This window comes from Beijerinckia mobilis (assembly GCF_000745425.1).
Lineage (GTDB): Bacteria > Pseudomonadota > Alphaproteobacteria > Rhizobiales > Beijerinckiaceae > Beijerinckia > Beijerinckia mobilis.
Genome location: NZ_JQJH01000001.1, coordinates 168,874 through 183,075 on the forward strand (window position 1 = coordinate 168,874; position 14,202 = coordinate 183,075).

The 14,202-nt window shown below is 58.3% G+C and carries 18 protein-coding genes; 6 read left to right on the forward strand and 12 right to left on the reverse strand.

The genetic code is table 11. The features are described 5' to 3' along the window. The first annotated feature begins 228 nt into the window (after nt 1-228). The 5 genes from DL88_RS00705 (at nt 229) to DL88_RS00725 (ending at nt 3,221) form a co-directional block, all read left to right on the forward strand. On the forward strand, nt 229-828 hold the full coding sequence (locus DL88_RS00705) for an SH3 domain-containing protein (RefSeq protein WP_084704727.1): 600 nt from the start codon (nt 229-231) through the stop codon (nt 826-828). Between the two features lie 135 nt (nt 829-963). Beyond that, entirely contained in the window at nt 964-1,791 is an 828-nt protein-coding gene (locus tag DL88_RS00710) for a DUF3891 family protein (protein ID WP_051955426.1), read from the forward strand. A gap of 150 nt (nt 1,792-1,941) precedes the next feature. Next, nucleotides 1,942-2,334 carry an MAPEG family protein gene (locus tag DL88_RS00715; protein WP_034990693.1) on the forward strand — a complete coding sequence of 131 codons (393 nt, stop codon included), beginning with the start codon at nt 1,942-1,944 and terminating at the stop codon, nt 2,332-2,334. Nucleotides 2,335-2,353: 19 nt separating this feature from the next. Beyond that, entirely contained in the window at nt 2,354-2,782 is a 429-nt protein-coding gene (locus DL88_RS00720) for a DUF3574 domain-containing protein (protein ID WP_245270564.1), read from the forward strand. 109 nt (nt 2,783-2,891) lie between these two features. After that, the gene (locus DL88_RS00725) at nt 2,892-3,221 is read left to right on the forward strand and encodes a polyhydroxyalkanoic acid system family protein (RefSeq protein WP_034990695.1); all 330 of its coding nucleotides are present in this window, start codon (nt 2,892-2,894) and stop codon (nt 3,219-3,221) included. Between the two features lie 10 nt (nt 3,222-3,231). On the opposite strand, the gene truA is transcribed toward DL88_RS00725, so the two are convergent. From truA to DL88_RS00755, 6 genes are all read right to left on the reverse strand, one after another. Continuing rightward, complete coding sequence (gene truA / locus DL88_RS00730; RefSeq protein WP_034990697.1) at nt 3,232-4,005, reverse strand: tRNA pseudouridine(38-40) synthase TruA; 774 nt, start codon at nt 4,003-4,005, stop codon at nt 3,232-3,234. Further along, the gene (gene fmt, locus DL88_RS00735) at nt 3,992-4,969 is read right to left on the reverse strand and encodes a methionyl-tRNA formyltransferase (RefSeq protein ID WP_051955427.1); all 978 of its coding nucleotides are present in this window, start codon (nt 4,967-4,969) and stop codon (nt 3,992-3,994) included. The genes truA and fmt overlap by 14 nt, the downstream gene beginning before the upstream one ends. A 120-nt stretch (nt 4,970-5,089) precedes the next feature. Continuing rightward, nucleotides 5,090-5,671: a peptide deformylase gene (gene def, locus DL88_RS00740; RefSeq protein WP_034991166.1), complete on the reverse strand. Its 582-nt coding sequence runs from the start codon at nt 5,669-5,671 to the stop codon at nt 5,090-5,092. Between the two features lie 102 nt (nt 5,672-5,773). After that, nucleotides 5,774-6,349 (reverse strand): response regulator, encoded by a 576-nt coding sequence (locus DL88_RS00745; protein WP_034990699.1) that lies wholly within the window; start codon nt 6,347-6,349, stop codon nt 5,774-5,776. A 161-nt stretch (nt 6,350-6,510) separates the two neighbouring features. Further along, nucleotides 6,511-7,134: a 2,3-bisphosphoglycerate-dependent phosphoglycerate mutase gene (locus DL88_RS00750; protein WP_034990700.1), complete on the reverse strand. Its 624-nt coding sequence runs from the start codon at nt 7,132-7,134 to the stop codon at nt 6,511-6,513. A gap of 297 nt (nt 7,135-7,431) precedes the next feature. Continuing rightward, nucleotides 7,432-7,665: a hypothetical protein gene (locus tag DL88_RS00755; RefSeq protein ID WP_034990702.1), complete on the reverse strand. Its 234-nt coding sequence runs from the start codon at nt 7,663-7,665 to the stop codon at nt 7,432-7,434. A gap of 405 nt (nt 7,666-8,070) precedes the next feature. Between DL88_RS00755 and DL88_RS00760 the strand changes: the two genes are divergently transcribed. Further along, complete coding sequence (locus DL88_RS00760) at nt 8,071-8,463, forward strand: hypothetical protein (protein ID WP_245270565.1); 393 nt, start codon at nt 8,071-8,073, stop codon at nt 8,461-8,463. Between the two features lie 243 nt (nt 8,464-8,706). Here the strand turns inward: DL88_RS00760 and irrA are convergent, their stop codons facing one another. The 6 genes from irrA to nifW form a co-directional block, all read right to left on the reverse strand. After that, the gene (gene irrA, locus DL88_RS00765; RefSeq protein WP_051955428.1) at nt 8,707-9,201 is read right to left on the reverse strand and encodes an iron response transcriptional regulator IrrA; all 495 of its coding nucleotides are present in this window, start codon (nt 9,199-9,201) and stop codon (nt 8,707-8,709) included. Between the two features lie 670 nt (nt 9,202-9,871). Continuing rightward, complete coding sequence (locus DL88_RS00770; protein ID WP_034990703.1) at nt 9,872-10,174, reverse strand: ferredoxin family protein; 303 nt, start codon at nt 10,172-10,174, stop codon at nt 9,872-9,874. 55 nt (nt 10,175-10,229) lie between these two features. Beyond that, nucleotides 10,230-11,531 carry an FAD-dependent monooxygenase gene (locus tag DL88_RS00775; protein WP_034990704.1) on the reverse strand — a complete coding sequence of 434 codons (1,302 nt, stop codon included), beginning with the start codon at nt 11,529-11,531 and terminating at the stop codon, nt 10,230-10,232. Between the two features lie 11 nt (nt 11,532-11,542). Beyond that, on the reverse strand, nt 11,543-12,661 hold the full coding sequence (locus DL88_RS00780; protein WP_034990706.1) for an electron transfer flavoprotein subunit alpha/FixB family protein: 1,119 nt from the start codon (nt 12,659-12,661) through the stop codon (nt 11,543-11,545). Nucleotides 12,662-12,689: 28 nt separating this feature from the next. Next, nucleotides 12,690-13,544: an electron transfer flavoprotein subunit beta/FixA family protein gene (locus DL88_RS00785; RefSeq protein ID WP_034990708.1), complete on the reverse strand. Its 855-nt coding sequence runs from the start codon at nt 13,542-13,544 to the stop codon at nt 12,690-12,692. Nucleotides 13,545-13,703: 159 nt separating this feature from the next. Then, nucleotides 13,704-14,033, reverse strand: coding sequence for a nitrogenase stabilizing/protective protein NifW (nifW, locus tag DL88_RS00790; RefSeq protein ID WP_034990710.1), 330 nt, complete (start codon nt 14,031-14,033; stop codon nt 13,704-13,706). Nucleotides 14,034-14,202 lie beyond the last annotated feature (169 nt).

The window sequence follows — 14,202 nt, forward strand, 5'->3', positions numbered from 1 at the left end:
CAAGAACGATGCCGGGCGGGCATCCTGCAATTCGATCGCCGCCAAATCGGGCATGGTGTCGAGGTGCTGCCCGACATTCCGCTCACGGGATGTCTCTCTTGATCCTCACCCGACGCACCTGCCCGGCGGGTGAGGCGCATGAGTTTTATGAACCAATTCGTTTGCTGGAAAGTAGCCTCCACTTTCCGGAGCGAAGCGGTGGCCAGACCGAAAGGGAAGAGAAGAGCAATGTCGTATGCCTTGCGGACCGGATCGTTTTTCCGCCGACATCACCTTGCTGTTGCGCCTTCCCAGCCCGCCGATCGACCGAATTTCCGAAACCGATTCTTCTCGGCGCTTCTCGCCCTCGGCTTCTGTTTCGCGGCCGCCGCTCCCGCCCACGCCCAGCAGACCGGCTCCGCCACCGGCCTGCCCTTGCCGCGTTACGTCAGCCTCAAGTCCGATCGCGTGAATCTGCGGGAAGGCCCCGCAAAAGACCATCGCACGACCTGGGTCTTCCAGCGCGCCGGACTGCCGGTCGAAATCACCGCCGAATTCGAGACCTGGCGCAGGATCCGCGATTCCGAAGGATCCGAGGGCTGGGTGTTGCATTCGCTGCTTTCGGGACGCCGCACCGCTTTGGTCGCGCCATGGAAGAAAGGCGAGGATTTCCCGCTCTATGACAAGCCGAGCGATGATGCCGACATAAGGGCCAGGCTGCAGGCCAATGTCGTCGCCAATGTGCGCCGCTGTGATGGCAAATGGTGCCGCCTTACCGGCAAGGGCTATGACGGCTATTTCCCGCAAACCTTGTTGTGGGGTGTCTACCCCGGCGAAAAAGTGGAGTGATCACGGACACAGGTGATCGTGGCAGACATGTGTCTTCGCTCTCACGCGTCTCTTGGATTCATGACCTTTGGTTTGACGCAACAGATCGCTGATCTGGAGCGTTAATCCGAAGGGATTGCACCAAGGAAATGCGCCATGTTGCTTCGGCGGGAGGCCCAGGGGGAAATCAAGGAAGTGGATGGGGTTGAGGCTCTCAAAACCATCGCCATTTCGCAGCCGAGCCACGCCTGGCTCTCGGGCCAACTCGCGCGGCACTGGGGCAATGCGCTTTTTGTGCGGCCCAAGCCATTCGACGAATTCTGCCTCGCCACAGAACAGCACGATATCGGCTGGCATGAATGGGAGCGTGCGCCCGTTCTCAATGCCGCAACCGGTCTGCCGCTGCAATTTTTCGAAATGGCGGGCGCTATCCATACGGACCTCTGGCGCGAGGGGGTGAACCGCGCGCGGAATTTCGGCCGTTTTGTTGGTGTCCTCGTCTCGCTGCATGCGGTGACGATCTTTGGTTTTGCGTTCGATCCGGCCAAGGCGACACCCGACCATGCCGCGAAAGTCCAGAGCTTCCTTGCCGCTCTGAAATCCCAGCGCGCGGAATGGCTGGAAAGCCTGCGCACCAATCCGGCCTATGCGCCCTATGTCAGTGAAACCCTGCTCGACGACAACAGGCGGCTGATCGCTCTGTTCGACCGTCTCTCCCTGGATATTTGTTTCGGCATCACGACGGAAAAGACTTACCCCGATATCCCCGTCGCGCCCGGAAAACGGACGGCGTTACATCTGTACCCTGTGAATGGTGATAAAGGTGTGTTGGCACTCAGTCCCTGGCCTTTTGCCGCGGAAGAAATCAGAGTGCGCATCCTTGGCCGGCTTCTCGAAGGACGTTTCACAACACAGGCCGACCTTGATGCCGCCTTGATGGAAGCCCCTGACTGCGCCATCGAGACCATTCTGCGCGCTGGCTGAGGGGCAGACCGCCCATATTCCCTTGCGCGCACCATGATTATTGCGCGTATAAGGCGCTTAATCGTTTTGCGCGTATAACGCGCTTGGCAAAAAGCGAAGGCGTGAGCACAATGGCGCGCGCCGATCACAGGCGCCCCACGGAGCTCGCTCATGACCAGCGAACTGACCTATCTCGGCTGGACACTCGTCCTCGCCCTTTTCCAGATTCTCGCCCATGCCTTCGCCCGCACCCGCGAAACAGGGCTTACCTATAATATGAGCCCTCGCGACGTGGCGGGACCACCTGCCGGGGCCATCGCCGGACGGCTCGCGCGGGCACAGGCCAATCTGTTCGAAACCCTGCCGCTTTTCGCGGCCGCCGTGCTGATCGCCCATGTGGCAAGCCGCGACAGCACCCTCACCCACTGGGGCGCCTTGCTCTATTTCTGGAGCCGCGTGGTCTATGTGCCGCTTTATATCTTCGGCATTCCTGTCGCACGGACCCTTGTCTGGGGTGTCGGTATTGCCGGCCTCGTCATGATTCTCATTGCAATCCTGGCATGATACCTTCGTCTCACGATCGGTGACGACATCCTTGCACGCCTGTCGCCTGCTTGCAGCCATCTCTCACACTTTGCTGATTGTGGCTGCTCTTCTTGCCACGGCGCAACCGGCAGCTTCTGCGGAAGAATGCCGGACATTCGCCCGGCTCGAACTCATCTTCGGAGGCGATGACAGAGGCCACCCCATCAGCAGCGCCGCCTTCTCCCGTTTCCTCGCCCGCGAGGTGACGCCGCGTTTTCCCGATGGGCTGAGCCTGTTCGAAGGCCAGGGCCAATGGCACGATGCGCACGGACACAGGATCTTGGAATCCTCCCGCATGGTCTTGATCTTTTACATCCCCGACGCCCAATCCGACGAAAAGATCGAGGCCATTCGCAGTGCCTATAAGCGGCAATTCCACCAGCAATCAGTTTTGCGCGCGGATGGCAACACCTGCATCTCCTTCTAACGCAGAGTCCGCGCCCGACGGGCTCTCTCTTTAAGGCGTCTTCGAAAGCCCTATCTATGAGGAGATCGGTGCCGACATCGATCCGTCTATGAAGAGGGGCAAGCCACCCATGGCGAAATCGATCATCGTGACCCTGCCGCACACGCTTGGCCCCGACGAGGCCAAACGGCGCATCGCCGAGCGTATCGACCTTTTGCGCAACGCTTATGTAGACAAGATCGCCTATTCGGAAGCGGTCTGGACCGAGGACCGGGCCGATCTGCGCGTCGTCGCCTTCGGCCAGACCGCGACGGCGCAAGTCTTTGTGCTGCAGGAAACGGTACGGGTCGAGGTGCAATTGCCCTGGATTCTCGCAACCCTTTCGGGCTCGATCCAGAATGTGCTGACGCAGGGCGCGAAAGAATCCCTGCAACTCGGCTATACGCCGAAAAAGGGCTGATCTTTTCCGCTCAAGCTCCGGCCTCAATCGCTGGCATTGCCTCGGCTGGATAATCGACCCCGGTCAGGTACAGGCCGGCCGCGGGGGCAACCATACCACACCGGCGCCGGTCGCAGGCCTCAAGCGCCGCACGCAGATCGGCAGCACTCCATTTGCCGGAACCGACCATTTCCAAGGACCCCACCATGGAGCGCACCTGATGGTGCAGGAACGAGCGGGCGCTTGCCCGGATCTCGATGAGGTCGCCCCGCGCATCGACACCGAACTTCTCCAGGGTGCGGATCGGGCTCGCCGCCTGGCATTCGGCCGCGCGAAAGGTCGAAAAATCATGGCGTCCGATCAGGACCTGCGCCGCTTCATGCATAGCCGCCACATCGAGCCGCCGTTTCACCAGCCAGGCATGACCCGCTTCAAAGGTCAGAGGCGCCCGCCGATTGACGATGCGATAGAGATAATGCCGGCGAATAGCTGAGAAACGCGCGTCGAAAGTCTCCGCCACTGGCTCTGTGGCGACCACCGCGACGAGAGCCGGACGCATATGCGCGTTCAGGGCATCGCGTAGCACGTCGGGCCGCCATTCCCGTCTGAGATCGGCATGGGCCACCTGCCCGCTCGCATGGACGCCCGCGTCAGTACGCCCTGCGCCGCGTATCGTGACGGGCTCGCCATTGATCGCGGCAAGAGCGGTCTCGATGACCTCCTGCACGGAGAGCCCGTTCTTTTGCCGCTGCCAGCCAACAAAGGGCGCACCATCATATTCGATGCTTAATTTATAGCGCGGCATCGGCTTCCGGTGAGGGCAGCAAAGTGCCTTTGGGGAGTTTCACACCACGCAAAAAAGCCTCGACGCTCATCGGTGCCTTGCCGGATCGCTGAATTTGCACGGGCCGGATCGCGCCACCGCCAAGCGCCGCAATCGACAGATTCTCATCCATGATGAGCCCGGGCTGACCGCTGAGAGCCTCATCAGCCTCGGCCGCGAGAATCTTGATGCGCTCCAGCCCTTTGCCGAGATCCACCTCGAAAAAGGCGCCCGGAAAGGGCGAGAGCGCCCGGATCAGATTGTAAATATCCCGCATGGGCCGTTGCCAATCGATCCGTGCCTCGGCTTTTTCGATTTTCTTTGCATAGGTCACGGCTTCGTCGCCCTGCGCAGCGAGTTCGCTTTGCGGCGTGAAGGTGAGCGTGCCCTTTTCGAGTTTGTCCAAACCTTCGACGATCAGCCCCGCCGCCCTTTGCGACAGCAGATCATGCAAAGCACCACCGCTCATCGCGGCATCGATCGCGACTTTCGCCGTCAGCCCCACGGGGCCGGTATCGAGCCCTTCTTCCATGCGCATCAGCATGACGCCGCTCTCTGTATCTCCGGCCATGATCGCGCGCTGTATTGGAGCAGCGCCGCGCCAGCGCGGCAGCAGTGAGGCATGCAGATTGAGCGCGCCGTAACGGGGCAAATCCAGAATACCTTTGGGCAGGATGAGACCATAGGCGACGACGACAAGCACCTCCGGCGCATAGGAGGCCAAAGTCGTCAAAGCCTCTTCCCCGCGCAGGCTTTTGGGCGTCTCTACGGGCAGATGGTGTTCCAGAGCCTTCTGATGCACTGGGGATGGCGTCATATCGAGCCCGCGCCGCCCGGCAGGGCGCGGCGCCCTTGTATAGACGGCAGCGATCTCATGGCCCGCGCCGATCAGGGCCTCGAGAACCGGCACCGAGAAATCCGGTGTTCCCATGAAGACGATACGCAAGAAACACCTTTATCCCAACGGGGCGATATCCCGGGACGGATGCAAGACTCCGCTGGCGGCTGGGCCGGCTCCGCGCCACACGTAGGCGCATATGGGCACCAAACCCGCAGCACAGCGCCTTTATGCGATGCTCGGCGCTTTGGCCTTAGCCTTATCCGGAGAAGGTCCGTCGCGCTTCACCGCCTTGGTGAATTTCTTGACGATGCGCTCGCGCTTCAGACGAGAAATATGATCGATGAAGAGGACACCGTTCAGATGATCGATCTCATGCTGCACGCAGGTCGCGAGAATGCCATCGGCTTCAAGGATCTGCCGCTCGCCCTTGCGGTCGAGATAGCCGACGCGCACCCGGGCGGGACGCACCACTTCCTCGTAGAAATCGGGAATCGACAGGCAGCCTTCCTCATAGCTGGACAATTCGTCCGATGCCCAGAGGACTTCCGGATTGGCAAGCGCCAGAGGTTGCGGCGCGACATCCTCTTCCGCGCCATCCTCGCCCTTACGGCGTTTGGCGACATCCATGACGATGACACGCTTCATGATGGCGATCTGGCTGGCGGCAAGGCCGATGCCAGGAGCGTCATACATGGTTTCCAACATGTCATCCATCAGGCGGCGAATCTCGGAATCGACCTCGGAAACCGGGTCGCAAACACGCCGCAGGAGGGGATCCGGAATGGTGATGATCGAACGAAGTGCCATGGCAAATAGATAGTCCGAAGGGGAAATGACGTCAATTATCAAGCAAGCCAGATCCGCGCCAAGCGGCACTATCACTCTTCAAACGGATTCTTTGGGCCGGTTTCAGGTGGATTTGCTCGAAGAATCTGTATCCGTTGCATCGCCGAGCTTGTCCAGCAATCGGCTCAACGGCTGCGGCAAGGAATCCTGCAAGGTGCGCTCATAAAGCGTGTAGAGTTGGCGCTGGATACCCGCGACAGTCGGACGTATGGCAAGCTGCTCCATGAGCTTTTCCACGCGGGTTGCCGTGGCCTCTTGCGGAATCTCGATCACCTCGCCGCGCGCCGCCACCTCGATCGCCTTGAGCAATTCCTCCATCCGCATCCCCTTGGCGATTACCGGACAGGGGCGACCTTCAAAGTGGGAAGGTTCGAGAATCTCAGCATATCCGGTAAACAAAGCCACTTTGAGCGCCGGAAAACGGTTTGCGATTTCCCTGATGAGATCGGGTCCCATCATCCCCGGCATCGCATAATCGACGAGAACAAGGTCGATGACTTCCGTCTCGGCAAGCAGTGCCAGAGCGGCGGCCCCATCGGCGGCGGTCGAAACGAAATGCCCTGCCTCGGCAATTTCATCGGCGACGACGTGGCGCACCAGAGGATCATCATCGACGAGCAGGATATGGAACCGTTCCATGGCTAGGCCTCCCCGATCGTACCATCTAACCAGAGGAGGAAGACCGGATTTGTTAAACGCGGAAGGTCCGTGCGTGTTCCTGAGCTTTGCACCTCACGGTGCGCGCTGAGGGCGCGATCGGAATCGCGCCCTTTTTATCGGAGACTGCCCGATTGGGCAATTCATCGAAGACTGAGCACTTCCTTGCTTTCCACGGTCGAATTCGCGCGCAGACGATAAACCAGCGGGATGCCGGTATCGAGTTCCATCGAGGGAATGGTCTCGGGCGTCAGACCGTCGAGAACCATGACAAGGGCGCGCAACGAATTGCCATGCGCGGCGACAATCGTCTTCCGGCCATCCAGCACGGCGGGCAGAATGTGCTGACAATAATAGGGCAATACGCGCGCCACCGTATCCTTCAGGCTCTCGCCGCCCGGCGGTGACACGTCATAGGAACGGCGCCAGACATGGACCTGTTCCTCGCCCCATTTCTGGCGCGCATCATCCTTGTTCAGCCCGGAGAGATCACCATAATCGCGTTCATTCAGGGCCAGATCACGTGTCGTCGGCACATCCGGCGTGCCCAATCCGTCGAGGATCAATTTCAGCGTATGCTGGGCGCGCGTCAAAGCCGATGTGAAGGCGATATCGAAAGTGAGTCCGCGTTCCTTCAGCGCCCGGCCTGCCGCCTGCGCTTCCGCGACGCCCTTTTCCGTCAGATCCGGGTCTTTCCAGCCCGTGAAGAGATTTTTCAGGTTCCAGTCGCTTTGACCATGGCGCACCAGCACGAGTAGACGATCCATAGCGCATCCTTCACAGCAAGACCTTGAGCGGAGCCTTGCAGCTCCGCGAAAACGAAGCGGTCTTCACCCCGTAATGGCCGGGCGCGTCCGCTTCAGACCTTATCGCCTCCCTATTCTGCCAAATTCCTGCCGAACCGATGGGCAGGCGGTGGCATTCTTCCCTTTAGGAAAGCAGGGTTGCTGGCGATGCATGACGCTTAATCGGATCACGCCATCCACGCAACGCCCAAGCCGGATACTCAAGCCAAACACTCAAGCTCGAGGCGCTCGTCAGGAACCGCGTAGATCTTCAATGGATCAGGAATGAGCGGGCTGATATTCGCCGCACCAATCATCGCCAACGGTCAACGGCCAATAAGTTTCGGAGGCAGCTTCCGATTCGTGAATCGTGAAAGCGTCCTCTTCATCATTCCCGGTGAGATGGCGTGCTATGGCACCAAGATAATCGGCGACGATCCGGTCGAAATCCGAGCGCGTTTGCGGTGGCGAGCGCCGGCAGGCGCCGCGCGGCCGGTCATCAAAGGCCGGCATATCCGTTTCCGCCACCTGCTCCCAGAATCGGCACTGTGAACAAGTGGTAGCGTTCTGCCCGCCCATGGCCCTGCCCTATCCTGAACCGCCCGGCACCGCGCCCTTCCGGCGCTTGTCAGCCACGATCATGCAGCGGATAGGCCAAGTGTGTCGCGCAAGCGCATCCCGCGCCGGAATCCTGAAACGGCACATTGAAATTCATGCCGGTTTTGAGCCAAATTCGTTGAGATTTAGCCCCCCAGACCTCATTGATCCTGGCAGGACAAGATCAATGAGACGTTTGATGATTCATGAGCGCCGCATCCTGTTCTGGACATCGCGGCGTGGAACGATCTATGCCTTTGCCGTGGTGAAACCCTCGCATGTTGCATGTTTTTGCATCCAGGCGGAATTCCGGAGCGGAATGTGAATGCGGGCCGGCGCGTTGCGCAATTTCCGCTTGCGCTCCCGACAACGAGCGATTTCGACCGGTCAGAAGGCACGATCGTGAACAAGCCCGATATCAACGATTACATGGATCTGTTCAAACGCTACGGAAAGGATTTCGGCGCCGCCTATCTGGAGCCGGAAGACGAGCGTTTCCGTTTTCTTTTCGATCAGATTTTGCGACTACTGATCCAGCCTTCGGATTTCAATCTGACCTTGCCGGAACCGTTCCGGACCACGGCGCATCGCTATCTTGCGGGAGATGAGACGACAGTTGCCCATATGCGCATCGTCGAGAACCGCCATTTCATGCTCAGTGATCTCTATGATTACGTGCACTTGCGTCTGACCATGGGCGGCAAGCCCTGGTAACGGAAGGGCTTTCCTGTCCGAATAGGATTGCTGCTGTTGTTTTCATCCTGCCAGTAGCCAAGCCTTGAAAGAACGATGGGCATCCTGGAGGGGACAATGCGATTCCAGCGTCTTTTCCGATAATATTGAATCGCTTTGAAAAGCCCTGATTTTTGAGTGGAGCGTTTCGGATCTCTTCAAAACGCTATAGCGCCTCCGGTCTTCGAACCGACAAGAACGCACCGCCTCTTTAATCAAAACTTCTCAATCCTCGGCGTCGTCCTCACAAAGGCGAAGATTGACGGGTGCCGGCGCGCCGACGCGGCGCAAACGCACGACTACATCGACGCGTGAAATCTCGTAACCTTCCGGCGCGACAAATTGCTCCGCAAAACGCGCTGCGGCCTCCCCGATATCTTCGATCTCACCGGATTCTTCAAAATAATAATGGCCGTGGTCGGTCGTATTCGTGTCGAAGATGGTCTTGGTCCCCTCGATGGCGAGACCACGCACGAGTCCAACATCGGCAAAGAGGTTCAGCACATTATAGACGGTCGCAAGAGAGGTCGGCATGCGCGCGGAAGTGGCTTCGGCCGCCAGCGCATCGGCTGTCACGTGCCGTTCTCCCTTGCTGAACAGAAGCTTTGCGAGCCCTAGCCGTTGGCGCGTCGCCCGCAGCCCGTATTTTTCCAACAGAGACCGGTGCTGCTGTGTCGCTGCGGAAGACGGCGCGGAAGCATCTGGAAGGGCTCTGATCATGACAAATACCTATGAACGTCTCTGGTTCGGACCAGGGATTCGGACCAAGGATATTGACACATTCGGAATGGTTCCGAATGCGAAGCGAAAATCATCTCATGCTCACGAACCGTTCGGAGACCTCCCGACAGGCTCGTCTACTTGCGAATAGCTTGCACTCGCAATTATAATAAAGCAATGTCCATACCATCATCAGCCTGTCAATCCAAGCCTCGGTGCATTGCCACACCAAGCCATCGCGACGGCCGGCAAATGAGACAATAAGCTATTGTAATTACAATAGATTTAAACGGGAAGACGCATTACGCATCGTGAAGACACAGAGCGTGAGGAAACCCCTGCTTCCATCGCTCTTTCCGCTTGGCGGTGTGCCGGCAGGGAAGGCTGCATTATTGCGGCAACGACCACGATCTGAGTGCAAGCGCGGTTCGCTGCCTCGAAAATCGACACGGCCCAACCCGAAAGCAGACAGCTTTTTGGAAAAATTTAGAGCATGTCCGGTATCAGTCGATCAATTCTGCTCAAAAATTAGAGCTCCTCGGGCCAGCCTATCCCGCGCCGATGCACAAGGCTGCAAAACACAAGGCCACAAACAAAGAGACACGCGGCGGATCTTTCGATCCGCCGCGTGTCTCAGAAAGACCTTTGAGATTCGACGTCTTCTAGACGATCAGCCGAATTTGAACAGCACGCCGAAACCACCGCGCGGATAGTTCCAGGTGATCTCCCCATAGGGCTCCGCCACGACGCGACAGGTGCCGCATTCGACACAGCCATCGGTCGAAATTTCCACCTGGCCGGAATCGGCCTGGGTATAGCAACCGGCAGGGCAGACATGCGTCAGGGCCAGGAGCCGGGATGAAGGCACCGTATGCGGTGTAACCGTGATGTGCGGGCGGCCGGCATCGACGAGATAACGGTTCTGGAAGAGCTTGTCTTCCACACGAACCGGAGTTGTAGTTTCAGTGCTCATCAGCGTTCCTCACGAGAAAACGAAATCCAATTCTGGTTTACCAAGGCTTTGACGATCAGCGCCAGCCCCGGGCCATTCCGAGAACGTCGCCAAGCAGACCTTTGACGCGACGCGTACGGAAGAAGGATTTGACGATCTCGTTCTCTTTGCTTTTCTTGTCCACACCGTCGACACGGAACCATGTCTGCGCCGCCTGGGAAAGAAGCTGCGGATAGGTCGTAAGCAAATGCTTGTTATGGAGGACCTTCGGAAGGTTTTTATACTTCTTCAGATCTTTCATGACGAAGGATTCATCGAGCCGCGCTTTATAAGCGGCTAGATTATGCGCCGTCATCGGTGCATTGCGGGTCTTCAGATCAAGAATGGTTTCCGCCGCGATCCGTCCCGTCGTCATGGCGAGATTGGAGCCTTCACGATGAACAGCATTCACGAACTGGCCGGCGTCACCGACGATCAGCCAGCCGTTGCCGAACAATTGCGGAATGGCCTTATAGCCACCTTCCGGGATCATATGCGCCGCATATTCCTTGACCTCGGAACCCGCGAGCAAGGGCTTCACCGACGGATGGTTCTTGAAAGCTTCGAGCAGCCCATAGGGCGACTGATCGCTCTCGGTGAAATCAGAGATCAGGCAGCCGATACCGATCGAGATACATTCCTTATTGGTATAGAGGAAGCCCGTGCCAACCATACCTTTGGTGATCGTGCCGGCCGCTTCGATCACGACGCCTTCATCACCCTCAAGGTTAAAGCGTTGCTCAACCGTCTCACGCGGCAGGAAGTGCATTTCCTTCACCGCGAGCGCGACCGTATCCGGCTTCGGAATGGAGCGCAGGCCCGCCCGCGCGCCGACGAGGCCGGATACGCCTTCGGCGAGAACGACGACATCGGCATAGATGGCTTCGCCATCGCGGTCGGTGCGAACGCCGATCACCTTGTCATGCGCGTCGCGCACCAGTTCCGTTACGGTGGTTTCGCAAAGGATCAGGGCGCCCGCCTGGACAACGCGCTTCGAGAACCATTTGTCGAAAGGCGCACGGATGATCGTATAGCGGTTCGGCTTGTCCTCGTTGAAATCTTCCGAGCGATAATGCGCGCCGCAATAGGATTTATCATCCATCATCCACAGGCGCTGTTCGATGATATGCCGCTCGAGCGGCGCATCCTCGCGAAAATCAGGAATGATCTTTTCCAGCGCATCGGCATAGAGAATGGCGCCCTGAACATTCTTGGAGCCCGGATATTCACCGCGTTCCAACTGCAGGACCTTGAGGCCGCGGGTGGCCAGAGTATAAGCGCAAGCGTTGCCGGAAGGACCCGCACCGACGACGATCGCATCAAACTTTTCGTTCGCCATATCCGTCTCCTTTACTCAGCCGCAGGCCGGGCGGCGGCCAGGGCGAGACGCTTGCGGAAAGCTTCCGTCAGCGCCGGCAAGATTTTCGTTGCGTCCGCGACAATGCCGACATGCGCAAAATCGAAGATCGGCGCGTTCGGATCGGTATTGATGGCGACGATGAGATCAGCGCCTTCGACGCCGACGCGGTGCTGAATGGCGCCGGAAATACCCGCCGCGATGTAAAGACGCGGACGGATCGTCTTGCCGGTCTGGCCGATCTGGCGATCGGAAGGAATCCAGCCCTTCTGGACGAGCGGCCGCGAGCCACCCCATTCCGCGCCAAGCACTTCAGCGAGGTCACGTACCAATTGATAGTTTTCGGCATTCTGCATGCCGAGACCACCGGCTACCACCACATCGGCGTAAGGCAGGTTGGCCTTGCCGGTCGCGCTGTCGGGCAGAAAGGACAGGACCTTGGTGATGATGGACTCTTCCGGCAGGGCAACTTCATGCCGAATGATACGGCCGGTCTTGCCGGCCTGATAGACAGGCATGGGCGCAACGCGCGGACGCATGGTCGCCATCTGCGGGCGATAGTTCAACGTATAGATGGTGCAGAGCAGCGAGCCACCGAAGGTCGGGCGGGTGGCGGCGAGAGAACCATCCGCATCCACGTCGAGTTCAGTGCAATCGGCCGTCAGACCAGTGAGCAAGGTGGTAGCGACGGAGCCGGCGAGGTCACGGCCGAGATTGGTCGCGCCCATCAACAGGATTTCCGGCTGATATTTATTGACCAGCTCGGTCATCGCCGTCGTGTAAGGCTCGTTGCGATAATCGGTAAGCGCCGGGTTTTCCACAACATAGCACAGATCGGCACCGTAACCGAAGCTGTCCTTGATCGCATCTTCGGTCCCGCCCGGAGCGCCGAGAATGACCGCTGCCAGATCAACCTTCAGCTTGTCAGCGAGCTTGCGGCCTTCACCCATCAATTCCCAGGACACAGGATGAACCACACCGCGTTCGAGTTCGATCAGAACCCAGACGTGCTTGTAGCTCTTGAGATGCTCGGGCAGTTCCTTCTTGGTATTCGCACGGCTGTTCCCAGCCGCTGGAGCCGCGGCTTTCGCTGGGGGAGCTTTTTGATTCATAGTTCCTATCCTTCAAGCAAAAGGCGGCTCAAAAGCCGGCAGCCATTTTCTGGATATCCTGTTCGAGACCCGGCTGACGCTGATTGATTTCACCGATCACAGCATCCGAAATTTCAGCCGGCGTCTTGCCCTGAACCTCGATCTGGAAGGCTTTTTCGGCGCGCGGAGACGGCGCGAACACTTTCTTCACGATCGTCGGAGACCCCTTCAACCCGCAGAGCGCAAGATCCGGAATACCCGCCTCAGCCGCATTCCAGGTCACGATTTCCGAACGGGCGCCGCGCAGAGCATCTTCGATCGAGCCCCGGCGCATGTCGTTCGTGCCTTCGAGCATGGTCACGAGACAGGGCAGCTTCGTCTTGAGGATCTGGATACCGCCTTCCGCACGCCGATGGATGACGATTTCACGCGCCGCCAGATCGAATTCGTCGATCTTTGCGACATAGGTGAGCTGCAAAAGATTCAGCCGCTTGGCAATGCCAGGCCCGACCTGGGCCGTATCGCCATCGATCGTCTGCTTGCCGCAGAAGATGATGTCCGGCTCACCCCATTCCTGCGCAACTTTCTTGATCAGATAGGACAGAGCATAGGAGGTCGCGAGCGTGTCGGAACCGGCGAAGAAACGATCCGTCAGAAGAACCGCACGATCTGCTCCATAAGTCAGGCATTTGCGCAAGGAGGCATCGGCCATGGGCGGACCCATGGTGACCACCGTCACTTCACCGCCGAAGCGGTCCCGCAGGCGCAGCGCTTCCTCGAGCGAGAACAGATCATAAGGATTGATGATCGTCGGCACACCCTGCCGCATAATCGTATTGGTGACGGGATGAACACGAATCTGCGCAGAATCCGGCACCTGCTTAATGCAGACGACGATATGCATTATGAAACCTCTCGATCATGCGTGAAATGGGATAGATCATTTTTTGAGCAAATTTCGGACCATGGACATACAAGCTTGAATAAGAACGTTCTTTTCAGCTTGAGCACCTCCGTCCGAAATCTGGTTTTCAAGTGGCGAACCTTCGCCGAAAAGTAAAAACTATTTCAGAAGATCGGTGAAAGGTACGATCGGCGGTGGCGCCGGCGTCTTTTCCTGCACCGCCTCCTTCAAAACCTTGAAGACACGCTCTTTCATTGGATCGGATTTCTGGAAATCCTCATAAGCTTTTTCCAGAATCTCCTTGCATTTCGTCCGAACAACGTCTTCCGACAGACCCTCGAAATCTTCTGTCGCAAGATATTGTCCCATTCTCTTCATAATGTGCATACGTACGACATTCACCTTGTTGGGATCATAGGGAACGTCCAGCACTTTGAAAAAATCTTCCGCCGACGACAGTCCTTGCAAGGTTTTCAATGTCTCGCTCATAACCCTCACATGCCTCTCATATGTCGCGAATGTCTCATCGCTTTTCGTGAGACCATCCGAGCGCGATGCCCGGGTGTATCATGCCATGCAGCGAACGTGCTCATTCGCATCAGGCCCCGCAAACCGCTAACCGGCAGGGAGCCAGACGCACGGATCCGTCGGGACCCGT